This window comes from Paenibacillus sp. FSL R10-2796 (assembly GCF_037965315.1).
In the GTDB taxonomy this organism is placed as follows: domain Bacteria; phylum Bacillota; class Bacilli; order Paenibacillales; family Paenibacillaceae; genus Paenibacillus_AQ; species Paenibacillus_AQ odorifer.
In genome coordinates this window covers 4296503-4319855 of the sequence record NZ_CP150178.1, presented here as the reverse complement: position 1 = coordinate 4319855, position 23353 = coordinate 4296503, and the positions used below count along the sequence as shown (strand labels likewise).

The following is a 23353-nucleotide window of genomic DNA, read 5'->3' as shown; positions in this document are numbered from 1 at the left end:
TCCTTGTACATGTTTCTGCTAGGAATATAAGGTTAAAGGATAAGATATAACTTATACTTTCTTATATTTGATGAAAATTGGCCCCTAAGCGGGGCCTTTTTTCTTTTAAATATGAAGACTTATCCGTTAGATGCAGAGGTTAAGATTAGGAGGAGAGAAACATTAAAGTACTATTCATTGGAGATATCGTAGGTAGTGTAGGTAGGAAGGCACTTCGGGAGATGTTGCCCTCATTAAAAAGCAAATATCAACCACATATAATCATAGTTAACGGTGAGAATTCTGCTGCCGGTAGAGGTATTACTAAAGCGATCGCAAATGAATTTTTTAACTGGGGCGTTCACGGAATCACCATGGGTAATCACACATGGGACAACAAGGACATCTTCGAGTTTATCGACGATGAGGCCCGGATTATCCGTCCTGCTAATTTTCCTCCAGGAACACCGGGAAGAGGATATACAGTTGTTAAAGGTAACGGCAAAGAGCTAGCTATAGTTAACCTGCAAGGCCGTACATTTTTGCCTGCGATTGATTGTCCTTTCCGTGTGGGTGAAGAAATTGTGGAAGAGCTACGTAGAGATCATAAATGCATTCTCGTTGATTTCCATGCAGAGGTTACCTCTGAGAAAATCGCCATGGGCTATTTCATGGATGGTCGCGCATCAATTGTAGTAGGGACCCATACTCACGTTCAGACGAATGATGATGTGATTTTGCCGGGTGGAACGGCTTACTTGACCGATGCGGGCATGGTTGGTTCAAGCGAAGGGATTCTGGGTATGGAAAGAGATGCAGTACTTTATAAGTTCACTACACAGCTTCCAGCACGATTTGTTGTTGATGAAGGCAAGTGGCAGCTTCATGGTTTATTTGCAGAGTTAGACGAGAGTACTGGCGCGGCTACCCGTCTGGAGAAAATACGGCTACGTGAAGATGAATGGGTAATGAGCTAGTAGTAGGATAAGATAAGTGATTTTCCGGGTAATTTCGCCGAATAAGGGTAAAGTGTGATATTTATTATATCGAAAAAGAGTATCTATTGTACCATTTTCTCCAGAGTAGTCCGCAAAAAGAAGGAATTATTTCTTCTCTCGCGAATAACATCTAAAGTAGTGGAAGAACACCATTATTTTCCCAGGGGAGGTACTTACTATGGATGTATTAAAAGTATCAGCTAAATCCAATCCAAATTCCGTCGCCGGCGCTTTAGCAGGTGTTCTTCGTGAACGTGGATCGGCCGAATTACAAGCTATTGGAGCTGGAGCACTGAATCAAGCAGTCAAAGCAGTTGCCATTGCCCGGGGATTTGTTGCACCAAGCGGAGTAGATTTGATCTGCATTCCGGCATTTACAGACATTGTGATTGATGGAGAGGATCGAACCGCGATTAAATTGATTGTAGAACCCAGATAATAGAAGCATAGAACGGATGAACCTGTTTACTTATGTAAACAGGTTTTTTGCTTTTCGTATATAGTCTGGCGTTTTTAAGCATAGAATCTGGAATAGGGCTGCATGAAAGCGAGGGCTTGGGATGAGAACCGATAAGCTACAGGTTGCGGATTTTCATTGTGATGTGCTGAGTAAAATGCAAGCATCACCAGATATGGATTTTAAGAATGATCCTCGGCTGGATGTTACCGGAGAGCGGCTGGTAGCGGGCGGTGTGGAATTGCAGATTTTTGCAATATACCTTTCGGCAAGTAGAGGAAGACCTAGCTTTGAGAATGTTTTAGGACAAATTGATTTGTTCCGGCAAAAAATAATAGGCGCAGAGAGCCTTCAGTGGCTGCGTTGGAAGGAGGAGGTAGGAAAACGAACAGCTGGAGCATCCCCATGGGGAATGCTCTCTCTGGAGGGTGTAGACGGTCTAGAAGGGAACTTGTTTTATGCACAGCTCTGCTTTGAGCTTGGCGTGCGGTTTTTGGGAATCACTTGGAATTATGCCAATTGGGCAGCGGACGGTGTTCTGGAGCAGCGCAACGGCGGATTTACGGAAAAAGGGCGAATGCTGATCGAATGGTGCAACGACAGTGGAATGCTGCTTGATGTGTCGCATTTGTCTCAGGCAGGTTTTTGGGAGCTAGCCGACTTAAGCACACGTCCGTTTATAGCTTCCCATTCGAACGCCGCAGCAATCTGTGGGCATGTTAGAAATTTAAATGATGAACAGATTAAAGCTTTGATTGCAATGGACGGAAGAATGGGCCTGACCTTTTATCCGTGGTTTGTATGTGATGATGGAAAAGCTCGTATGGATGATTTATTAAAGCATATTGATCATGTATGTAGTCTAGGTGGCGAGAAACATATGATGTTTGGTTCGGATTTTGACGGCATTGACACTTGGGTAGAGAACATGGAGCATCCGGGAAAATACCCTGAGCTCGCGGAGCACCTGCTTCGTTACTATCCAGAAGCTTCCGTAAAAGGTTGGTTATATGAGAATGCGGTCTCCTACCTGCGCACAAACTTACCTTCTCAGGTGTCTAAATCATGACAATCCTGTTCTAAAAGTATGAATTGTCGAAAAAAAGGCCCTCGTTATGATGTGGGGCTTTTTATTTTTGGTTAAGAAGATGTATAATGGTTAATGGCTTGTACAGATACTAGAGAAAATACAAGGAGTGACTTTACTATGAGTAAGACTGTACCCGTAGGTGTGTCGGCTAGACATATTCACCTTACGCAAGAGCATGTGGAGGCTTTGTTTGGCCCAGGATATCAACTAACGGAGTTCAAACCCCTCTCTCAACCAGGACAGTTTGCAGCAAATGAGCAAGTAGCAGTTATCGGCAGCAAAGGTAAATTTGACAAAGTAAGAATTTTGGGACCTGCTCGTCCGGCTTCCCAATTAGAAATTTCCCGTACTGACTCCTTCGCACTTGGCGTGAAAGCTCCAGTTCGCGAATCTGGAAATATTGATGGAACACCTGGCATTACGCTTAAAGGACCTGCTGGCGAAGTAGAATTGGAACAAGGCGTTATCATCGCCGCTCGTCACATTCACTTCCATACTTCTGAAGCTGAAGCTTGGGGCATTGCTGATAAGCAATTGCTTAAAGTTCGCCTCGGAGGCGACCGTGGTCTCGTATTGGAGAACGTAATTGCACGCGTATCAGACAGCTTTAAACTGGATATGCATATTGACACTGACGAAGCTAACGCTGCAGGTGCCAACAACGGCGATACTGCTGAAATCGTAGAATAGTCATCATAGTTATAGCAAAGATAAGAAGCGGGGGAGAAATCCTCCGCTTTTTTTGCGTGTCTGATCGGCGTGCTGTAAGGAATGCGTGGCTGATCGGCGCGCTGTAAAGATTGTGTGTCTGATCGGCGTGCTGTAAGGATTGTGTGGCTGATCTACGTGCTGTAAGGATTGCGTGGTTGATCCACGTGCTGTAAGAATTGTGTGTCTGATCGGCGTGCTGTAAGGATTGCGTGGTTTACCCGACGGCTTGTACTTATCGGACTGTATTGCAGCTATTTCAGCATTTTAATCTATTTTGCCAAGGTTTCGGACTGCATAGCTCTTATTGCCTTATATTTGTACTGAATTGGGCTTCGAAGGTGTGAATAACTGCATCTGAGTCCGATAACATGTCCAAAATCCACGAATTTTCAAAATAAGGGCGTCTGAGTCCGATGGCTCAGCAGACTCAGCAGTCTCAACAGTCTCAACAGTCTCAACAGTCTCAACAGTCTCAACAGTCTCAACAGTCTCAACAGGCTCAGCAGTCTCAGCAGTCTCAGCAGTCTCAACAGGATCAGCAGGCTCAACAGGCTCAACAAAAGATACGCCGCAGGATAAATTGAGGAGGAGTATTTTACGGTTAGTAAAAATATTTCTGTAAGAGCAGAACGGATAGTATCCTGAAATGGATTTTTAATGAAAATTGGTGTGATGATAAAGAAAATCTATTATTATGTAACTTATTGTGTTATGATTATGGTTTATGACGTGACAAAAGGATTTATTGTTAAGAATATATGTATTAGAAATTAAGGAGACCCAATGACATTTAATGAACTGAATATTGTGCCTGCAATTTTGAAGGCTTTAAGCAAAGAAAACTATACATCACCTACACCAATACAGGAGCAGTCGATTCCAGCTGTATTAGCGGGTAGAGATTTACTTGGATGCGCGCAAACGGGAACAGGAAAAACAGCTGCATTTTCCGTGCCTATTATTCAATTGCTAAGCGAACAATCGAGCCCAAACAAATCCAATAATGTGCGACGCATTCGCTCGTTGATTTTAACACCGACAAGAGAACTAGCGATTCAAATTGCTGATAACATAAAAGCGTATAGCCAATATACAGATATCCGCTCTGCTGCCATTGTTGGCGGTGTGTCACAGAAAGTGCAAGAGCGCGCACTGAATCAAGGTGCCGATATTCTTATTGCTACACCTGGTAGACTTATCGACCTGATCAATCAGAAACGTGTAGATCTGCAATATGTACAAATTTTAGTTCTGGATGAAGCTGACCGGATGCTGGATATGGGCTTTATTCATGATGTGAAACGAATCATCGCCAAAATGCCTACGAAGAAGCAGACTCTGTTTTTCTCGGCAACGATGCCAACTGAGATTTCTAAATTGATCAAAACATTGCTTGTGAATCCAGTGAAGGTAGAAATCACACCCGTGTCATCTACTGCGGATAGAATCAATCAATCGATCTATTTATTAGAGAACGGAAATAAGCAAAACCAATTGAACCTGCTGTTACAGGATAAATCCATCGTCTCAGCTTTGGTGTTTACTCGTACCAAACGTGGTGCAGACCGTGTTACCCGCGATCTGGCTAAAGTGAACATTGCTGCTCAAGCCATACACGGCAATAAATCTCAAAATGATCGCCAGAACGCCTTGCGGAATTTTAAAAGCGGTGCGACTCGTGTTCTCGTAGCTACGGATATAGCTGCCCGGGGAATTGATATTGATGAGCTGTCTCACGTAATCAACTTCAACTTACCGAACATTCCGGAAACCTATGTGCACCGGATCGGTCGTACAGGCAGAGCGGGATTGAGCGGAACGGCAATTTCTTTTTGCGAAGCTGAAGAGCTTCCTTTCCTTAAAGATATTGAAAAATTGATTGGAAAATCGATTCCGGAAGTTAAGGATCATCCTTATCCGATGTCTCGTAAAACGCAAATGAAGACAGATCGTTCGGCGAAACCGTCAGGTTCGAAAGCAGCAGCTTCGAGACCATCGTCTTCCAGACCGTCGAATTCCAAACCAGCAACTGCTAAACCTGCGGCAACAAAACCGGCAGCAACAAAATCAGCGGCATCTAAACCAGCTAAAGCAAAACCTAAGTCTAACCCTCCATTGAAGCCAAAGTCCGAGTGGTTCACAAAAGGAAGACAAAAAACGAGCAGCAGATAAGTTAGTTTGAATGCGTATCGTTTCTATAGCAAAATAAAAAAAACCGTCAGAGTAAATCTGATGGTTTTTTATGTTTTATTTCCTGAAAATTTACAACAAAAAACAGCCGCTAAACAGTTCCTCACTGTACAACGGCTGTTGTTATTTCATTTATGCGGTTGCTTCAATTGTATTGTCCTGAACATAGGGGCTCAGTTCTTGCTGAAGTCCTGCGCTGATGGAAGTCATAGGGAGGCGAAGCGTATCCGAGGACAGTAGGCCGTTTTGGCTAAGCATCCATTTAATTGGAGCGGGATTCGATTCCTTGAATAATAGGCGGATGATCGGCAGTAGTTGTTCAAAGCTTTCTTTAGCGAAGTCCACTTGACCAGATGTAAAGGCTTCAAAGATACATAGGCATTCTGCCGGGAAAACGTTGGCAGTAGCAAGCATACCCCCAGCTGCTCCGCAGCTAAGCATTTCATAAAAGAGGGAATCATCGCCGCCAAGCACAGGTTTAGCACCTGTACGGACTAACTCTGTAACCATTTTTGTACTGCCTGAGCAGTCTTTTAAACCGACAACATTATTCATTTCTAGGATTGTACGTGCAGTATCTACCGTCATGGCCGTACCTGTACGACTTGGAATATCATAAGCCATGATTGGTATGCCTACTTCTGCAGCTTTGCGGAAATGGGCAATGATACCCTCTTGTGAAGGACGACTATAATAAGGTACGACTACTAGTGCACAATCAGCACCAAGGTTTGCAGCAATTTCCGTGCGTGCAACCGTAGAGGCTGTATCATTGGTACCTGTACCAACTACTAAGGGGATTGATGTGGATTGTAGAAGCTCACGGGAAGTGTTTACTAGAAGCTGCATTTCATTTACGGTTACAGTGGGCGATTCTCCGGTGGTTCCATTAACGACCAGTCCTTGTATGCTGTTGTTAATAATGTTCTTTACATAACGCTGATACGAATCCAAATCAACTTCACCAGCAGCATTGAACGGGGTGACCACGGGGACATAAACTCCATAAATCTGTTGTTCTGTAAGCATAAATTATCGGCCTCCAAAATATTTTAATTCCTCTACATACACTTTACCATGGAAAGTAGCATCGTCGTTAGCTATAATAAATGATATGGATCATCAAAAATATTGATGTTAGGGTGAGGTAATGGATTTAACCTATTTACGAACCTTCCGCGAGGTGGCTAAACGTCAGAGCTTTACGCGAGCTGCTGAAGAATTGGGATATGCACAATCAAGTGTGACGATGCAGATACAGAAGATAGAGAAGGAATATGGAGTACCTTTAATAGAGAGGCATGGCCGTCAGCTGCGGCTTACCCCGCCAGGAGAAGAGTTATTGAAGCTGTTCGTGGAGATTTTGGATTTATATGATCGTTCAAAAGAAACCATCGCCCAGCAAATCGGAGGTACGTTAACTATTGGGACGATAGATTCTTTAGCGGCCTTTTATTTACCTCCTTACCTGCAGCAGCTAAGGACTAAATTTCCGAAGCTGGATATTCATCTGCAAACGATGCAGGAAGCTAATCTTCTTGCCAAAATAAAAGATGGCGAAGTAGATCTAGGCTTAATGTTGGATCGCACCACTGCGGATTCCATCCTTGAGCGTACGATCGTCAGAGATGAGCCGCTTGTTTTGATAGCTCCCATTCATCATCCGCTTGCCCAGATGGATACGGTAACCCTACAGGATCTGAATAACTGTGAGCTAATAGTCTCGGAGGAAAGCTGTATTTACCGGAGTTTGTTCGAGAATTTGTTAAAAGAGCACGGGATCATATTCCGCATAGGTTTTGAGCTTTCGAATCTGGAGGCCATTAAACGTTGTGTAATGAATGGTCTTGGAATTGCTTTGTTACCCAAAATCGTGGCAGAGGAAGAAATTGAACGGGGAAGCTTGGCTGAGCTGTCCTTTGTTCATCCCGAAATTCATTTTGATCTGCAGCTTCTGATGCACCCTAAGAAGTGGAAATCACAACCACTGCAATTTTTAATCCAAATGCTGTTTGCAAATCATTAGTTTATTCCCATCAGGGTCTTTTACTACAAACCATTTTTGATCTTGAATTTCGGTTACTATATTTACACCGAGCTCCTTTATATAGTTGAAAGAGGCTTGCAGATCATCGGTTATAAGCATAAGAGCAGGTGTTGTAATTGGAGGAGCCCCTTCAGGCTCTAAACCTCCCCACATGGGCATGGTGTCCAGAATGATCCCAGTGCTTCCTTGCATAGTTAACGGACATAAATGACCGTTTATAATCGAATGATCTGCTTCTTGGAGTCCTAGGACTTGGCAATACCAGTTACGGGCTTTTTCAATATCGTGTACGGGGATAAATACACTGCCAATCAAATTCTTAATGGGACTTGTTGCTGAAGAATTTACAATGGACTGTGCTTGTTCATGCATTTGAATCCCTCCAGAGAAGATGCTAGACCTTTATTTGTAATTTATGTATCTAATCTATTTAAAACATAGAATCATCCTATGTGCAAGTTGAATGTTATTTATCGATCAAATCCTAAATTTGTATGCAAAATACAGCTTTATTTAATGAAAGTCGCTGTAAATATTGACATTGAAAATGAGTTTATGTTATATAAAAAGAAGAATTAGCACTCATCTAAGAAGAGTGCTAATCACGATGTGCTGGATAAGAAGGTTATTTTGAAAGGAGATTTATTTATTCATGGCCAAAAAAGAGTTTAAAGCCGAATCGAAAAGATTGCTGGAAATGATGATTAACTCCATTTATACACAACGGGAAATATTCCTGCGTGAGCTGATTTCCAATGCAAGTGATGCGATTGATAAGATCTATTACAAAGCATTAGCTGATGAAGGCCTGGTCTTCAATAAAGAGGATTATTATATTAAAGTGACCGCCGATAAGGCGAACAGAACCTTGACGATTTCCGATACAGGTATCGGGATGACACAAGAGGAGCTGGAGAATAACTTAGGTACAATCGCGAAGAGTGGATCTCTTGCTTTTAAGAAAGAGAACGAAGCTAAAGATGGCCACAACATCATCGGGCAGTTCGGGGTGGGCTTCTACGCTGCGTTTATGGTGGCTGATGACGTTATAGTGATCAGTAAGGCATTAGGCAGTGACGAGGCCTTTAAATGGGAGTCTAAGGGCGCTGACGGCTATACCATCGAGACTGTCGAGAAGGATTCTGTCGGCACTGATGTGATTTTGAAGATTAAAGAGAATACGGAAGAAGATCAATATGATGAATATTTGGAAGAGTACCGCCTGAAATCCATCATTAAAAAATACTCCGACTTCATTCGTTTCCCAATTAAAATGGACGTGAAGGAGCAAAAGCCAAAAGAAGGCACGGAGAACGAGTTCGAAGAAGTTATTCAAGAACAAACCGTAAACAGCATGGTGCCTATCTGGCGCAAGAACAAAAGCGAGCTGACTACAGAAGACTATGATAACTTCTATGCAGAGAAACGTTACGGCTTCGATAAGCCGCTTAAACATATTCATATCAGTGCTGATGGTGCTGTAGTGTACAATGCAATCCTGTTCATTCCAGAAAATACGCCGTTTGACTATTACACAAAGGAATATGAAAAAGGTCTTGAGCTCTATTCCAATGGTGTGCTGATTATGAACAAATGTGCGGATCTGCTGCCTGATTACTTCAGCTTTGTAAAAGGTATGGTGGACTCAGAGGATCTTTCCTTGAACATTTCCAGAGAGATGCTCCAGCATGACCGTCAGCTGACTCTGATCGCTAAGAACATTAAGAATAAAGTGAAAAGCCAACTGCAAAGCCTGCTGAAGGATGAAAGAGAGAAATATGAGCAGTTCTATAATGCTTTTGGCAGACAGCTTAAGTTTGGTGTCTATAACGATTATGGGATGCACAAAGACACCCTTCAAGATTTGTTGATGTTCTACTCCTCTAAGGAGAAGAAGCTGGTTACGCTGGACGAATACGTCTCAAGAATGCCAGAAGATCAGAAATATATCTACTATGCTTCCGGAGAGTCGATCGACAGAATCGAGAAGCTCCCGCAAACCGAGCTTGTATCGGATAAAGGGTATGAAATTCTCTACTTCACTGATGATATTGATGAATTTGCGATCAAGATGATTCAGTCTTATAAGGAAAAAGAATTTAAATCCGTATCCAGCGGAGATCTGGGGATCGAAGCCGACGAAGCGGACAAGCCAACGGAAGCGGAAGAGAACGAAAACAAGGAGCTTTTTGAAGCGATGAAGGACATCCTGTCCGGCAAAGTGAAAAATGTCAAAGCTTCCAAACGTTTAAAGACTCATCCGGTATGTCTCTCTGCTGAAGGTGAACTGACAATCGAGATGGAAAAAATCCTGAAATCGATGCCGAATGGCCAAGAGGTGCAAGCGGATAAGGTACTCGAAATCAACATCCATCACGAAGTGTTCCAGTCCTTGAAGGCGGCAGCAGAGAACGACAAAGAAAAGCTCGGTTTATACACGAACCTGCTGTACAACCAAGCCCTGTTGATCGAAGGTCTACAGGTTAGTGATCCTGTTCAATTCACCAATGATATTTGCAAAATCATGAAATAATATGAAGAACAGAGACCATCCAATTGTATTATGATTGGGTGGTCTTTTTTATTTCAGTATTTCATTTTGTTGTGCGAAAAAGGTAGTAATCAATTTCAGAGGCATTATTTGTGCAACCGCTGATCGAATAGATAATTTCACCTTGTGTGCTTTTTTTACTCGTCACTTCGGAGCAGGTATCGGTTCTGACTCCTGTGTTGCTTCCACCGAATGCATCATTAGAAGTATCATAGCTGTAATTAATCACGTTACCGTCAAATTTTAAATCCTTAAATATGGGATCGCCTTCATCTGTGTAACTTGTAACGCGTATATTGTCTGCTTTTTTGCTGGAGAGATTAGTTATAAATTTCTCGAATTTATCGAGGTTGTACACTTTTTCAAAAGAAACAATATCCCCTCTACTGATGGCTTCTTTGGAAGTATAGGGTTCACTTTTGGGAACAGAATTAACTTTATGATCGGAACAACCCCATACTCCTGCTAGTAAAAGAACAGAGAGTGTAAGCAAATTTACTTTTTTCACTGAGGGACCTCCTTGTAACGTATTTATATAAAAGACGGAGATTAACTGGAAAAGTTACAGAGAGCTTGATGTTTCACATTGACAATAAACAACAAATTGAGTATTATTTTCTCTAACTTGAATATGTAAAAGCAAAGAAGAGAAAGAGTACCACGGCAATTCTTTCAACAGAGAGCTCCGGTCGCTGAAAAGGAGTAAAGAAAACCCTTGGGAATATGGTCTCAGAGCTGCGCATCGAAACCTTATGGGTTGTAGGCTGCGCCGGAACCTGCATCCGTTACAGTGCTAGGGTATAAACGTTAATTAACGTCGTACCTGAAGAGGTAAATGTCATGAGGCATTTATAAAATTAGGTGGTAACACGTGAGTAGAACTCTCGTCCTTTGTGGATGGGAGTTTTTTTGTTGTCTAAAAAAAGGAGGAGAAGGTTAATGAGTAATGTGTTTATAGGTGGCGCTTGGCCGTATGCGAATGGATCTTTACATCTGGGGAGATTATCAAGTGTGTTGCCTGGGGATGTGCTGGCACGATATTTTCGCTCCAAAGGGGATAACGTATTATATGTATCAGGCAGTGATTGCCATGGCACACCCGTAGCAGTTCAGGCTGCGAATGAAGGGATTACGCCGGGAGCTTTTGCAAGCAGATATCATGAAGAGTTTCTGAAGTGTTTTGAACAGCTGGGATTTAGTTATGATCTATATACTCGAACGGATCAACAGCAGCATCATAAGGTTGTGCAAGCGTTGTTTACAAAGCTGCTAGAGAATGGTCATTTATATAAAAAAACCATTGCGCAATGTTACTGCGAGGTGGATCAGCGCTTTTTGCCAGACAGATATGTGGAAGGGACTTGTCCGGTATGTGGTGAGCGGGCGCGAGGGGATCAATGTGATTATTGTTCTACGATTCTAGATCCTGCCGATTTGTTAGACAGAGTCTGCAAATTATGTGGGAATACACCAACAGAAAGGCCGACAGAACATTATTATCTTAGCTTATCTAATTTTCAGTCTGAATTAACGGAATATGTAGAGGAAGCACAATTTTGGAGAGAAAACGCTATAAAACTGACCAAACGCTATTTACAAGAAGAGCTGCAGGACCGCGCGGTAACAAGAGACTTGTCTTGGGGTGTAGATGTTCCTGTGGCTGGATTTGAAGATAAAAAAATTTATGTTTGGATTGAGGCGGTAAGTGGTTATTTATCAGCCAGTAAGCAGTGGGCTGCACAGTCCGGAGGAAGCTGGGAGGATTTTTGGTTAGAGGAAAAAGGGGCGATTACCGCTTATTATGTGCATGGTAAAGACAATATTCCATTTCACACTTTAATATGGCCGGCTGTGTTATTAGGAGCAGGAGGTCTGCATTTACCGGACAGGATTATATCTAGCGAATATTTAACCCTTGAAGGGCAGAAATTCTCCACTAGCCGAAATTGGGCGGTCTGGGTACCTGATATTTTAGAGCGGTATCAGCCAGATTCTATTCGTTATTTCTTAATTGCCAATGGACCTGAGAAGCGGGACACGGATTTTTCCTGGAGAGAGTTTATTTATAGCCATAATGGAGAGCTGCTTGGAGCATTTGGTAACTTAGTGAACCGTTCATTGGCTTTTGTAGAAAAGTTTTATGAAGGGAAAGTGCCAAATGAGCAATTAGATAAGGGGTGGAAGGACAATATTGACCTCTTGTATCTGGAATCAGGACGGCTTATTGAGGCTGGGAATCTAAAAGATGCGCTGGAGTTTATTTTTTCTTATGTGCGCAAGGCAAACCAGTATTTCGATCTGCAAAAACCATGGATACAGATAAAAGAGGATCAGGTTTCTTGTGATTCTGCAATATACACATGTGTGCAGATTATTGCGAACTTAGCGAATTTGTTGCATCCGTTTCTACCGTTCTCTTGTGACAAGATCAGGGGGTTCCTGTCGTTAGAACTACCGAATTGGCAGCCTTGCTCGGTGCCCCCTTACCAACAGGTTACTGATTTACAATTATTGTTTGAACGAATTGATATTAGCCGTATTAAAGAAGAAGAGGATAGGCTAGATCAACAGCAAGTGAATAAATAGAGCTGGTATTTATCCATTCCTGAAGCTTTCAATAAACTTGGAAGCCAATGATGATAAGTATTTATCCTTAATCCAGACGGCGGCGACCCGCGTGCGTAGTGATTCACTACTGATTTCTTTATAGACCAAATTACGGTTACTCGTTAATTCGAAAGCGGATTTGGGGATGATTCCAATGCCAAGACCAGCGTTTGCCCAGAGCAATGTTGTTCTAGCATCATCATTCATACAGAAAATCAGCGGATCAAAGCCGTTCTCAAGACATGTTTCCCGGATAAGCTGTTCAAAACGGCGGTAGATAATAAGCGGCTTATCCTTTAGCTCACCGATCTCAATAAAGGTTTCATCCGTTTTCCAGTCATACTCAGGTGTCATTACGGCAATCATAGGTTCAGCTTGTGTGTAAAGACATTCTAAATTTGTACCATTAAAGGGTGTCCTAACAATTCCGACTTCGACAATACCTTTATTCAGGAGGTCAATGATTCTAAAGGTATTTCCTTCATGAATCTCAAATTTCACACCTTTATACGTTTTGTGGAACTCACATAGCCGATCTTGAAGCAACGTAGCTCCAGAGGAGGAAACTGTACCAATGGCTAGGGTTCCTTTTAAACCTTTGACAAAATCAGTGAGCTCACGGGCAGTGGAATCTGCCAGCTCCAGAATTTGTTGGGCACGGTCCCGCAAAATAGCTCCAGCTTCAGTGAGCTGCACGCTGCGTGGACCTCGTTCCACTAGCTTTACACCGAGTTCTTCCTCTAGGAGCTTTAGCTGCTGGCTCAGCGGAGGCTGGGCCATTTGCAGTTTTTTGGCTGCAGATGTAATCTGTCCTTCCTCAGCTATCGCCATAAAATATTTAAGTTGTCTAATATCCATATAAAAATCCTCCGAACTTGAGATATGCTAATCGTATGGGAGCGATACGAATCCAATATTATTAATATGTGAGTAGATATGCCATAATCATAACTGTTCTTATACATATTTCAAGTGGTTAAATACTTCTTATGTTGGGTGTGGATGAATTTGTTCAAAATTGCAGTATATTTAAAGCCGTACAAAAAAGAAGCGATCATTGGACCGATCTTCAAACTGATGGAAGCGATTCTGGAGCTGATTTTGCCTACCATTGTCGCATTGATCATCAACAACGGGGTTGGTAATCATGACAGCGCCTATGTTTACCGCATGGGTGGCCTAATGGTGCTGATGTCACTGCTTGGCTTCGGCTGCTCCATGGTATGCCAATACTATGCAGCCCGGGCTTCACAGGGATTCGGTACGACACTACGCAATAAGATGTTTAGACATATCACCTCTTTGTCGTATGCTGAGCTGGATACCTTAGGTACGCCTACACTGATTAATCGGATTACCAATGATGTAAACCAGCTGCAAATTGCTGTGGCTATGCTAATTCGTCTAGTTATTCGTGCGCCGTTTATCTGCATCGGGGCTATCCTAATGTCCATGATTTTGGATTTTAGATTATCGCTGATTCTAATAGCGGCAACACCGGTTTTTGGCATTATTTTATATTTTATTATCACCCGCAGTGCTCCTTTGTACCGAAAATACCAGCAGAAGCTGGATGCCCTTGCGCTCGTACTAAGTGAGAATTTGTCGGGGATTCGAGTAATTCGTGCTTTTGCCAAAAGACGTACAGAAAAAGAACGTTTTGATGCTTCGTCCGATGATTTGACTACTACAGCGATCCGGGTTTCGCGGATATCTGCTTTGCTTGGGCCGATGACTACACTTGTAGTAAATGCGGCAATCATTGCTATTTTGTGGGTAGGCGGAATTCATATCGATGGGGGCCGATTGTCTCAAGGGGAGATCATTGCCTTCATCAATTACATCACTCAAATCTTGCTGGCGCTGATAGTGGTCTCCAACTTGGTCATTATTTTTACCAAAGCCTCATCCTCAGCTAATCGTGTAAATGAAGTGCTGGGTGTTAAGGTCTCCGTGTCTGAGGAAGGAAATGCTGTGATTGCTGAACCTGACCATGCTGCCCCTGCTATACAATTCGATCACGTATCCTTTGGGTATAATACGACAGGTGAATCGGCATTAGAGGATATATCTCTAGTAATTAATCGCGGAGAGACCGTGGGCCTGATTGGCAGTACGGGTTCAGGTAAGTCTACTTTTGTGAATTTGATCCCTCGTTTTTATGATGCGGTGCAAGGTGAAGTAAAAGTGGATGGTGTGAATGTCCGAGATTATAAGCTGCATCAGCTTCGTGAGAAGATCGGGATTGTACCGCAGAAAGCTGTGCTGTTTACAGGAACGATCGCTGAGAATATACGTTGGGGCAAGGAAGATGCAACTGAGGAAGAAATCATGCAGGCAGCCTCTATTGCTCAAGCGGAGGAGTTTATACGTAAATTACCCGAAGGGTTGAATACGCAAGTATCTCGTGGGGGATTAAATTTATCCGGTGGACAAAAGCAGCGCTTAACCATAGCTCGTGCAGTAGTAGGAAAGCCATCGATTCTTATTTTGGATGACTCCTCCAGTGCGCTGGATTTCTCCACAGATGCGGCACTTCGAAAGGCTCTCAAAGAGAGTAGTCAGGAAATGACCGTACTCCTTGTCTCGCAGAGGGTAAGCACTGTAAGACAAGCGGATAAAATAATGGTATTTGAGGAAGGGCGGATCGCCGGTGTCGGAACCCATGAGGAACTGATGCGTGGTTGTGAAGAGTATAAAGAAATCTGCCTGTCCCAGCTATCAAGTGAGGAGTCGGGCCAATGAACAAAAATAACATTTGGAAAAGACTTATTGTATACACAGGGCATTATAAAAAAATAGCTATAGGTGCAGTAATCTGCGCAATACTCAGTGTGATTGCCAGTCTAATTGGCCCGCTGCTCATCGGCAGCGCCATCGATTTTATGATCGGGCCGGGAGAGGTTGATTTTGACGCCGTACTTAGACTGCTTTTGATTCTGGCAGGGGTGTATATTGTCGGCAGCTTTTTCGGATGGCTTCTTACCTACCTGACTAATCGAATTGCCTATCGGACTGTATATGACTTACGGCGGGAGCTTTTTGATAAATTAAATGTTTTGCCGTTAAAATTTCACGATAACCACCCGCAAGGGGACAGCATCAGCCGGTTTGTTAATGACATGGATGCGGTCTCTGATGGACTGCTGCAAGGCTTCTCAACACTGCTCACGGGGATCATCACTATCGTGGGGGCAATTGTACTTATGTTGTACATTAGTCCTTTAATGACCCTAGTTGTTCTTCTGTCAGCACCCGTTACATTTTTTGTGGCAAGATTCATTACGATGCGCTCCCAGAAGATGTTTAAGGAGCAGGCTAAAATTCTGGGCGGTCTCAACGGATACGTGGAGGAAATGATTGGCGGACAAAAAGTGGTCACAGCTTATCATTATGAAGACCGTGCACTGACCCAGTTTGAAGAACGAAACGAGACTTTGTACCAGACTGGTGTGAAATCACAATTTTACGGTTCCTTGTCCAATCCGACAACACGGTTAGTAAATAATATTACCTTCTCTGTTATCGCGATGATCGGTAGTGTTATGGTGATTCGCGGGCTTGTGACGGTAGGGGATTTGTCCAGCTTTTTGATCTTCTCCAACTTGTTCGCTAAGCCGTTTAATGAAATTACAGGTGTGATTACGCAGCTTCAATCGGCAACGGCATCAGCGCAGCGGATCTTCGCCATTCTAGACCTCTCGCCTGAACCAGCGGATGCAACAGACGCCAAAATTATGAATACAAGCCAAGGGACGATTACCTTTGAAAAAGTATCCTTTGCTTATAATCCTGAACGTCCTCTGATTAATGATTTCAGTCTGGAAGTGAAACCAGGTACCCGGGTTGCAATTGTAGGGCAGACGGGAGCGGGGAAGACCACACTGGTTAATCTGCTTATGCGTTTTTATGATGTGGATAAGGGTTCCATCAAGATTGACGGTGTGGATATCAAGACGATTACCCGTGACAGTCTGCGGCGTAATTTCGGGATGGTGTTGCAGGACACTTGGCTGTTTGGCGGCACGATTAGAGAAAATATTGCCTACGGCAAACCTGAGGCTACCGAAGAAGAGGTCATCGCTGCTGCTAAGGCTGCAAATGCTCATAGCTTCATTAAACGCCTGCCTGAGGGATATGATACAAAGATTAGTGGCTCAGGAGATAATTTGTCGCAAGGACAAAAGCAGCTGCTTACCATAGCACGAGTGATGCTCGTAGATCCGCCTATGCTCATTTTGGATGAAGCCACCAGCAGTATTGATACGCTGACTGAGGTACGGATTCAGAAGGCTTTTCTAAAAATGATCGCTGGTCGGACCAGCTTTGTAATTGCTCACCGTTTGTCAACGATTCGAGAATCGGATCTCATTCTTTTCATGAAGGACGGAGACATTGTCGAAAGTGGCACGCATGACCAACTCCTAGCCAGCGGTGGATATTACGCCAGATTATATAACAGTCAGTTCGCATCAGCGTAGACTTTACATTTAGAAAAAGAGCATTCAATCCCTAATTTGGGGGTGAATGCTTTTTTTTTGGTTGGCTCGGCTTACCCTTACGGACTGTATTGCAGCTAAATTGTGTTTTTGGTGCCTTTTCCCAAAGTAACGGACTGCATAGCACTTATTCGGCTGATTTTGCAGGAAAAAGGAGTGGATATGGCACAATAGCTGCATCTGAGTCCGAACGGGGTGGAAAAGGGCGTGAATTTGCGAAATAAGGGCGCCTCGGTCCGATACGTAGCAATGGCTGCCACCACCAAAGGTAGATTGCTTCTGATCCGGAGTAGAACGCTTAGAAAGTAGTTTGCTCAGCGTTCCAATGTAGTTGGCTCATCGTCAGTTTGTTTAGCGTTCCAAAGTAGCTAACTCACCGTCAACAAAGTAGTTTGTTTAGCGTTCCAAAGTTAGCAATCTCATCGTCACCAAAGATTTGCTTAGCGTTCGAAAGTAGTTAGCTCCTCGTCACCAAAGTCAGTCTGCTTAATGTTCCAAAGTAGCTATCTCATCGTCACTAAAGTAATTTGTTTACCGTTCCAAAGTAATTGTTTACCCTTACGGACCGTATTGCAGCTAAATGGTGTTTTTGACGCCTTTTTTCAAAGTAACGGACTGCATAGCACTTATTCGGCTGAATTTGCAGCAAAAAGGAGTGGATATGGCAAAATAGCTGCATCTGAGTCCGAACGGAGTGGAAAAAGGCATGAATTTGCGAAATAAGGGCGCCTCGGTCCGATACGTTGCAATGGCAGCCACCACCAAAGGTAGATTGCTTCTGTTCTGGAGTAGAATGCTTAAAAAGTCGTTTGCTTAGCGTTCCAAAGTAGTTAGCTCATCGTCACTAAAGTAATTTGTTTACCGTTCCAAAGTAGTTTGTTTAGCCTTGCGGACCGTATTGCACCTAAATTGTGTTTTTGGCGCCTTTTCCCAAAGTAACGGACTGCATAGCACTTATTCGCCTGATTTTGCAGCAAAAAGGAGCAGATATGGCACAATAGCTGCAGCTGAGTCCGAACGGAGTGGAAAAAGGCATGATTTTGCGAAATAAGGGCGCCTCGGTCCGATACGTAGCAATGGCAGCCACGACCAAAGGTAGATTGCTACTGTTCCGGAGTAGAATGCTTAGAAAGTAGTTTGTTTAGCGTTCCAAAGTCAGCTATCTCATCGTCACCTAACTAATTATCTCAACGTCCCCAAAGTAGTTTGTTTGCCCTTACGGACCGTGTTGCACTTAATCGTAATTTTATCCCACCCGTTAGAGGTGAAAATCTCAAAATAAAATATTTGCAAACGAATGAACTATCTGGACGGGCTAAACGTATTATAAGAAACGTATATTGAACACGACGAAGCTACAGTAAATATGGCATATTGAGAGTGTTATGAGATTGGAAGGGGAGTGGCAAGATGTTGACAATCAAACATTTTACCAAAAGCTATAAGGGTGGCAAGAAGGCGGTAAATGATCTGAATTTGGTGGTCGAAAAAGGTGACATCTACGGCTTTATCGGTCATAACGGTGCAGGGAAAACAACGACTATCCGAGCAGTGGTCGGAGTTTTAGATTTTGAGGAGGGAGATATCGAGATTGGTGGGTACTCCATTAAAAAAGATCCCTTAGCCTGCAAAGCGATTACTGCGTATATTCCAGATAATCCGGATTTATACGATCATCTGACGGGCATTCAGTACTTGAATTTTATTGGTGATCTTTTTAGCGTATCGAAAGCGGATCGGGAGTTACTGATAAAGAAATATAGCGATGAATTTGAGATTACCTCTAATCTGGGGGATTTGATCTCCGCGTATTCTCATGGTATGAAACAGAAACTCGCGATTATCTCTGCGCTTATTCATAAACCGAAGCTGCTGGTTCTGGATGAACCCTTTGTGGGACTTGATCCAAAAGCGGCACACACGCTCAAGAGAATTATGGCGGATATTTGCAGCCAGGGCAGTGCGATCTTTTTTTCGACGCATGTACTGGACGTGGCCGAGAAGCTCTGCAATAAGATCGCCATTATCAAAGCGGGTGAATTGATCACTCATGGGAAAACAGAAGAGGTGAAGGGTGACAGCAGCCTTGAAGATGTGTTTTTGGAGTTGATAAAACATGATTAATATCTGGAGATTGACGAAAATTCAGCTAATCTCATCCTTTGGGTTAAATAAAGCTTTGCATACACGAGATATGAAAGAAAGACGAAAAATGCTTTTGCTGAGCATCGGTATCTTAATAGGGATTGTCATGATGGCAGTGGTTTCGTTTGGATATAGCTTCATGATAGCAGAGACCCTTGAACAGATAGGCCGTGCAGAGCTGCTGCTTGCGATTATGATGGCTGTTACATGCTTGATTGGATTTTTTACAACGATCTATAAGGCGAGTGGGGTATTATTTGGCTCCAAAGATTACGATCTCGTAATGTCGCTGCCTATCAAAACGAGCCATATCGTAGCAAGCCGTGTAGTTCAGCTCTACGTGCTGAATATACTGTTCTCATTGATGGTGATGGTGCCAGCAGGTGTAGTTTATGCTATAAAGGTAAATCCGGCAGTAGTATATTATTTATTTTTCATGATAACGCTGCTATTTATCCCATTAGTGCCGATCATTGCTGCAACGATTATTGGGGCATTGATTAGTTGGATTTCCTCACGGTTTAAAGGAAGTCGTTTAATAAGTCTCATTCTGACTTTTGCCGTAATCATTGTTATTATTTTGGGTTCAGGCCAAATGAATGGGAATGACCCGCAGTTACTTGCGGATATGAGCACACAAATTGCCGATCAAATCTTTAACTTATATCCTTTGACGGTCATATATGTAGATGCTGTCTGCTCGTATCAGGTTGCTCCTTTATTATTATTTATAGGGATTTCGTTACTTTCTTTTATGTTGTTTACCCTTATTCTTGGCAGCAAATATAAAGCAATACACACAGGCCTTACGACTTCTTACTCAAAGAATAAGTATCAAATGAGGTCACTTGCAGTCTCTTCACCTCTTTACACATTGTATAAAAAAGAGCTGCGCCGCTATTTCAGTTCTTCTATATATGTGCTAAATACGAGTATTGGTATGGTCATGTTACTTGTCATGGCGATTACCCTACTGTTTGTTAGCTCAGAGCAATTAGGAAAAATTATGGAAATACCAGAACTTTCTAACTATCTAAGCAGATTGGCGCCATTATTTGTTTCCCTCTTTGTTGCATTAAGCTGTACGACCTCGAGTTCGATTTCGCTTGAAGGTAACCATATTTGGATTTTAAAAAGCGCTCCCGTTCCGACAAAAACTATATTATTAAGTAAAATCGCAGTGAATCTCACCATTACTGTGCCGATTGTGATTGTTAGTAGTGTGCTTCTTATGATTTCTCTGGGCACTGGCTGGATGGAGAGCTTGTTATTGCTAATAATCCCCGTCCTATACGCTTGTCTTACCGCAATGGTAGGTGTGATCGTAAACTTGAAGCTTCCTAAACTGGAGTGGACCAATGAAGTCTCTGTAATTAAACAAAGTGCTTCGGTCCTTGTAGCGATGATTATAGGATTTATCAGCTTGCTGATTCCATTTGGTTTGAGTTTTCTTTTATCTGATCTAAATGGTGATCTCGTTATGTTAGGTATTGGTGTGGTGATATTAGTGGCGTGTGGAGTGATGTATAGATACATCCAGTCCACAGGAGAATTTTTATTTCGGGCTCTTTAAAAAAAGGGCATTCCAAAAGCCGAAATTGGCTGCTGGGATGCCCTTTTTTTGTGCAAGATTTATTTTCGTGAAAAATCCCTAAGTTCTACCGTCGCTCTTGTTGTTCTTGTTGTTCTTGTCGCTCATTAGCTAACTGTTCAATTCCGCCCACCATTATTTTTAGACCTGTATAGAACATCTTATCGGAGCCAATTTCATTAAAAATATTGTTTTCGTACATTCGTTTTATAACATTAGGTCCATCCCCGGATAAGTGCTCAAGCGATTGTTTAAAAACCACTCTAGCATCTCCATTAGGTTCATTTTTCATGGCTAAGTCTATTCGATCCTGCTCATATTTGTCCAATTCGAATGAGATTACATAGTTTAACACGCATGCAATCAAGGAGAATTTATCACTATCGCTTAAAGGAAGATGATCCACGATCTGAAGCAAAGTATTCAGTAAAGATAGATAATTAGGTTCAGAAGGCAAGGTTCTCATCATCAGCTGAGCCGAGCAAGGATACTTATGTAAAACCCCACGAATTCGGTCTACAAAATTAAATAACTGTTCTTGCCAAGCACCTTCGAGATTCGCAGTTTCGAGGGCTTCTTTGGCGACTTCATTAGCAAGCGTCTGGAAAATGCTCTGTTTACTCTTAAAATGCCAATACAGAGAGGCGGCTTGTATTTTTAGTAGTTCTGCTAATTTACGCATACTAAATGCCTCTATGCCGATATCATCCAACAGCTCCCAAGAAGCTTTTATTATATCTTGTTCAGTGATTTGCAGATTTTTGATTCTCATCGAAACGACCTCCTGTTACTGTCTTTCTTTATCATAAGCGAAGATGAATGGCTGGTCTACCATCGTTAGATTACTGTTTTATCTTACAGTGTTAGATATTTTTATTTACAAGCAAATAAACGGGTGCTATATTAATCTTACACTGTTAGTTTAAAGGTGCGATTTTTAAAAAAAGGAGGCAGCAGTTAGCAATTTTATTAGTAAAAATCAAAAAGGATGTGTATAGACCCATGAGTAATCTTCAAGTGGAACAATCCCAACCAGTCACCAAAGAATTTTCTATAAAAGCAATACTTCCCGTAATACTGGCACTTATAACAGGAATGCTACTGGTTATGCTCGACAGTACAATTATGAATGTAGCGATCCCGCAGCTTGAAAAAACCTTTGATGCCAGCCTAAAAACAATACAGTGGGCCATTACGGGTTATACGCTGGCTTTATCCGTAATTATCCCATTGGCCGGTTGGTTCTCGGATAAATTTACTGCCAAACGTGTTTTTTTAGCTTCGATCGTATTGTTTACCATAGGTTCTTTATTATGCTCAATGGCACAATCCACAACAGAGCTGATAATCTTTCGTATTTTGCAGGGATTAGGCGGAGGGATGATTGCCCCAATTGGTATGGCTATGTCATTCAAAATCGCACCTCCCGATAAAAGAGGTTCAATCATGGGATTGCTTGGACTACCGATGTTAATTGCGCCTGTTCTTGGTCCTGTACTGTCAGGATGGCTGTTGGAATATGCCAGCTGGCACTGGATTTTTCTGATTAATGTTCCCATTGGCATTATTGCAATGATTGTTGGAGTGAAATATCTTCCGGTAATAGAGAAGGGGAATAAAGCTAAATTGGATATTTGGGGTGTGATTTTATCACCGCTCGCCTTCTCCAGCTTGGTATTTGGGGTGCATAGAGGGGGAGTAGATGGCTGGGGGGATCGTATAACGATTATATCTCTTGCGTTCAGCTTCATTGCTTTAGCCTTGTTTATTTTCGTGGAATTGCGCCAAAAAGAACCGTTATTGGAACTTCGCTCTTTTCGATCTCTAGAATTTAGTAAAGGTATGATTTTGACCTGGATTAATCAGTTCGCCTTATTTGGTTCGATTCTGTTAATTCCAATTTTTTTGCAGCAGGTCAGAGGTTTTTCTTCCTTTGAATCGGGGCTTTTAGTAATTCCCCAAGCATTAATATCCTTTGCTGGCATGATTATTGGAGGAAAGTTATTTGATAAGTTTGGAGCTCGGCCCGTTGTGTTCTCTGGACTTGTGCTGCTGTCCACCGGACTCTTTCTCTTGTCACGTTTACAAAATGATACAAGTGTATACGTTATGATCAGTTATTTTGCCATTATGGGACTTGGCCAAGGATTAACTACTATGCAGCTCGGTACACATGTGCTTAAAGCCGCTCCGAAGGATCTGATCAGCCGTGTTACCCCACTTACTGCCTCTGCGCAACAAATTGTGGGTTCCTTTGCTGTCGCTATAATGTCGGGCTTATTGACTTCCAATATAGCTACACATATGAGTCAAGGGAATCAGAAACTACCCTCAGCGGCTATGGTTGCAGGATTCCACGACACGTTCCTAGTTTCATTGGGCTTGGCGCTGTGTGGTGTGGTTCTTAGTCTCTTTTTGCGTAATCCGAAGAGCTGATCCTATCGTACTCTACCAATATTTTAGCGATGTTTATTGATTGTATCCTTGG

General features: G+C 42.6%; 18 protein-coding genes and 1 other annotated feature. Of the genes, 13 read left to right on the top strand and 5 right to left on the bottom strand.

The genetic code is table 11. The annotated features are described in order from the left end of the window. The first annotated feature begins 161 nt into the window (after positions 1-161). The 5 genes from NST58_RS19505 to NST58_RS19485 all read left to right on the top strand — a co-directional run bounded on the left by NST58_RS19505 (position 162) and on the right by NST58_RS19485 (position 5407). Positions 162-956, top strand: coding sequence for a TIGR00282 family metallophosphoesterase (locus tag NST58_RS19505; protein WP_076276224.1), 795 nt, complete (start codon positions 162-164; stop codon positions 954-956). Positions 957-1155: 199 nt separating this feature from the next. Further along, positions 1156-1416, top strand: a complete 261-nt coding sequence (locus NST58_RS19500; protein ID WP_019910496.1) for a stage V sporulation protein S — start codon at positions 1156-1158, stop codon at positions 1414-1416. A gap of 121 nt (positions 1417-1537) precedes the next feature. Further along, positions 1538-2503, top strand: a complete 966-nt coding sequence (locus NST58_RS19495; protein ID WP_076182593.1) for a membrane dipeptidase — start codon at positions 1538-1540, stop codon at positions 2501-2503. A gap of 138 nt (positions 2504-2641) precedes the next feature. Further along, a complete protein-coding gene (locus NST58_RS19490; RefSeq protein WP_036688383.1) occupies positions 2642-3214 on the top strand; it encodes a phosphate propanoyltransferase in 573 nt (190 codons plus the stop codon). Between the two features lie 804 nt (positions 3215-4018). Further along, a complete protein-coding gene (locus NST58_RS19485; protein WP_081383205.1) occupies positions 4019-5407 on the top strand; it encodes a DEAD/DEAH box helicase in 1389 nt (462 codons plus the stop codon). A gap of 150 nt (positions 5408-5557) precedes the next feature. On the opposite strand, the gene dapA is transcribed toward NST58_RS19485, so the two are convergent. Beyond that, entirely contained in the window at positions 5558-6454 is an 897-nt protein-coding gene (gene dapA / locus NST58_RS19480; RefSeq protein ID WP_339243906.1) for a 4-hydroxy-tetrahydrodipicolinate synthase, read from the bottom strand. Positions 6455-6575: 121 nt separating this feature from the next. On the opposite strand from dapA, the gene NST58_RS19475 reads away from it, so the two are divergent. After that, positions 6576-7451: a LysR family transcriptional regulator gene (locus tag NST58_RS19475; RefSeq protein ID WP_076127886.1), complete on the top strand. Its 876-nt coding sequence runs from the start codon at positions 6576-6578 to the stop codon at positions 7449-7451. Here the strand turns inward: NST58_RS19475 and NST58_RS19470 are convergent. After that, complete coding sequence (locus tag NST58_RS19470) at positions 7422-7844, bottom strand: VOC family protein (protein ID WP_076179899.1); 423 nt, start codon at positions 7842-7844, stop codon at positions 7422-7424. The genes NST58_RS19475 and NST58_RS19470 overlap by 30 nt on opposite strands. A 280-nt stretch (positions 7845-8124) precedes the next feature. On the opposite strand from NST58_RS19470, the gene htpG reads away from it, so the two are divergent. Then, on the top strand, positions 8125-10005 hold the full coding sequence (gene htpG / locus NST58_RS19465; protein WP_076127889.1) for a molecular chaperone HtpG: 1881 nt from the start codon (positions 8125-8127) through the stop codon (positions 10003-10005). A gap of 61 nt (positions 10006-10066) precedes the next feature. Here htpG and NST58_RS19460 read toward each other — a convergent pair whose 3' ends face one another. Continuing rightward, a complete protein-coding gene (locus tag NST58_RS19460; RefSeq protein WP_076190927.1) occupies positions 10067-10531 on the bottom strand; it encodes a DUF4362 domain-containing protein in 465 nt (154 codons plus the stop codon). A 125-nt stretch (positions 10532-10656) separates the two neighbouring features. Further along, positions 10657-10918 (top strand) — a binding site (T-box leader). 44 nt (positions 10919-10962) lie between these two features. Here NST58_RS19460 and metG point away from each other — a divergent pair. Next, on the top strand, positions 10963-12609 hold the full coding sequence (metG, locus tag NST58_RS19455) for a methionine--tRNA ligase (protein ID WP_339243901.1): 1647 nt from the start codon (positions 10963-10965) through the stop codon (positions 12607-12609). A gap of 9 nt (positions 12610-12618) precedes the next feature. On the opposite strand, the gene NST58_RS19450 is transcribed toward metG, so the two are convergent. Next, positions 12619-13488, bottom strand: coding sequence for a LysR family transcriptional regulator (locus NST58_RS19450; protein ID WP_076179895.1), 870 nt, complete (start codon positions 13486-13488; stop codon positions 12619-12621). Between the two features lie 150 nt (positions 13489-13638). Between NST58_RS19450 and NST58_RS19445 the strand changes: the two genes are divergently transcribed. The 4 genes from NST58_RS19445 (at position 13639) to NST58_RS19430 (ending at position 20847) form a co-directional block, all read left to right on the top strand. Beyond that, positions 13639-15375 carry an ABC transporter ATP-binding protein gene (locus NST58_RS19445; RefSeq protein ID WP_339243900.1) on the top strand — a complete coding sequence of 579 codons (1737 nt, stop codon included), beginning with the start codon at positions 13639-13641 and terminating at the stop codon, positions 15373-15375. Beyond that, the gene (locus NST58_RS19440; RefSeq protein WP_076218623.1) at positions 15372-17111 is read left to right on the top strand and encodes an ABC transporter ATP-binding protein; all 1740 of its coding nucleotides are present in this window, start codon (positions 15372-15374) and stop codon (positions 17109-17111) included. Before NST58_RS19445 ends, NST58_RS19440 begins: the two co-directional genes overlap by 4 nt. Positions 17112-18539: 1428 nt before the next feature. Beyond that, a complete protein-coding gene (locus NST58_RS19435; RefSeq protein WP_076217841.1) occupies positions 18540-19253 on the top strand; it encodes an ABC transporter ATP-binding protein in 714 nt (237 codons plus the stop codon). After that, entirely contained in the window at positions 19246-20847 is a 1602-nt protein-coding gene (locus tag NST58_RS19430; protein ID WP_339243898.1) for a hypothetical protein, read from the top strand. Before NST58_RS19435 ends, NST58_RS19430 begins: the two co-directional genes overlap by 8 nt. 85 nt (positions 20848-20932) lie before the next feature. On the opposite strand, the gene NST58_RS19425 is transcribed toward NST58_RS19430, so the two are convergent. Then, entirely contained in the window at positions 20933-21637 is a 705-nt protein-coding gene (locus NST58_RS19425; RefSeq protein WP_076301607.1) for a TetR/AcrR family transcriptional regulator, read from the bottom strand. A gap of 230 nt (positions 21638-21867) precedes the next feature. On the opposite strand from NST58_RS19425, the gene NST58_RS19420 reads away from it, so the two are divergent. Then, positions 21868-23301, top strand: a complete 1434-nt coding sequence (locus tag NST58_RS19420) for an MDR family MFS transporter (RefSeq protein WP_339243897.1) — start codon at positions 21868-21870, stop codon at positions 23299-23301. Positions 23302-23353: the final 52 nt, after the last annotated feature.

Excerpts from the sequence above, each read along its gene's own strand:
- NST58_RS19430 (WP_339243898.1), top strand. The coding sequence starts at position 19,246 with ATGATTAATATCTGGAGATTGACGAAAATTCAGCTAATCTCATCCTTT.
- htpG (WP_076127889.1), top strand. The coding sequence starts at position 8,125 with ATGGCCAAAAAAGAGTTTAAAGCCGAATCGAAAAGATTGCTGGAAATG.
- NST58_RS19495 (WP_076182593.1), top strand. The coding sequence starts at position 1,538 with ATGAGAACCGATAAGCTACAGGTTGCGGATTTTCATTGTGATGTGCTG.
- dapA (WP_339243906.1), bottom strand. The coding sequence starts at position 6,454 with ATGCTTACAGAACAACAGATTTATGGAGTTTATGTCCCCGTGGTCACC.
- NST58_RS19435 (WP_076217841.1), top strand. The coding sequence starts at position 18,540 with ATGTTGACAATCAAACATTTTACCAAAAGCTATAAGGGTGGCAAGAAG.
- NST58_RS19500 (WP_019910496.1), top strand. The coding sequence starts at position 1,156 with ATGGATGTATTAAAAGTATCAGCTAAATCCAATCCAAATTCCGTCGCC.
- NST58_RS19475 (WP_076127886.1), top strand. The coding sequence starts at position 6,576 with ATGGATTTAACCTATTTACGAACCTTCCGCGAGGTGGCTAAACGTCAG.
- NST58_RS19420 (WP_339243897.1), top strand. The coding sequence starts at position 21,868 with ATGAGTAATCTTCAAGTGGAACAATCCCAACCAGTCACCAAAGAATTT.
- NST58_RS19425 (WP_076301607.1), bottom strand. The coding sequence starts at position 21,637 with ATGAGAATCAAAAATCTGCAAATCACTGAACAAGATATAATAAAAGCT.
- NST58_RS19485 (WP_081383205.1), top strand. The coding sequence starts at position 4,019 with ATGACATTTAATGAACTGAATATTGTGCCTGCAATTTTGAAGGCTTTA.
- NST58_RS19470 (WP_076179899.1), bottom strand. The coding sequence starts at position 7,844 with ATGCATGAACAAGCACAGTCCATTGTAAATTCTTCAGCAACAAGTCCC.
- NST58_RS19490 (WP_036688383.1), top strand. The coding sequence starts at position 2,642 with ATGAGTAAGACTGTACCCGTAGGTGTGTCGGCTAGACATATTCACCTT.
- NST58_RS19450 (WP_076179895.1), bottom strand. The coding sequence starts at position 13,488 with ATGGATATTAGACAACTTAAATATTTTATGGCGATAGCTGAGGAAGGA.
- metG (WP_339243901.1), top strand. The coding sequence starts at position 10,963 with ATGAGTAATGTGTTTATAGGTGGCGCTTGGCCGTATGCGAATGGATCT.
- NST58_RS19440 (WP_076218623.1), top strand. The coding sequence starts at position 15,372 with ATGAACAAAAATAACATTTGGAAAAGACTTATTGTATACACAGGGCAT.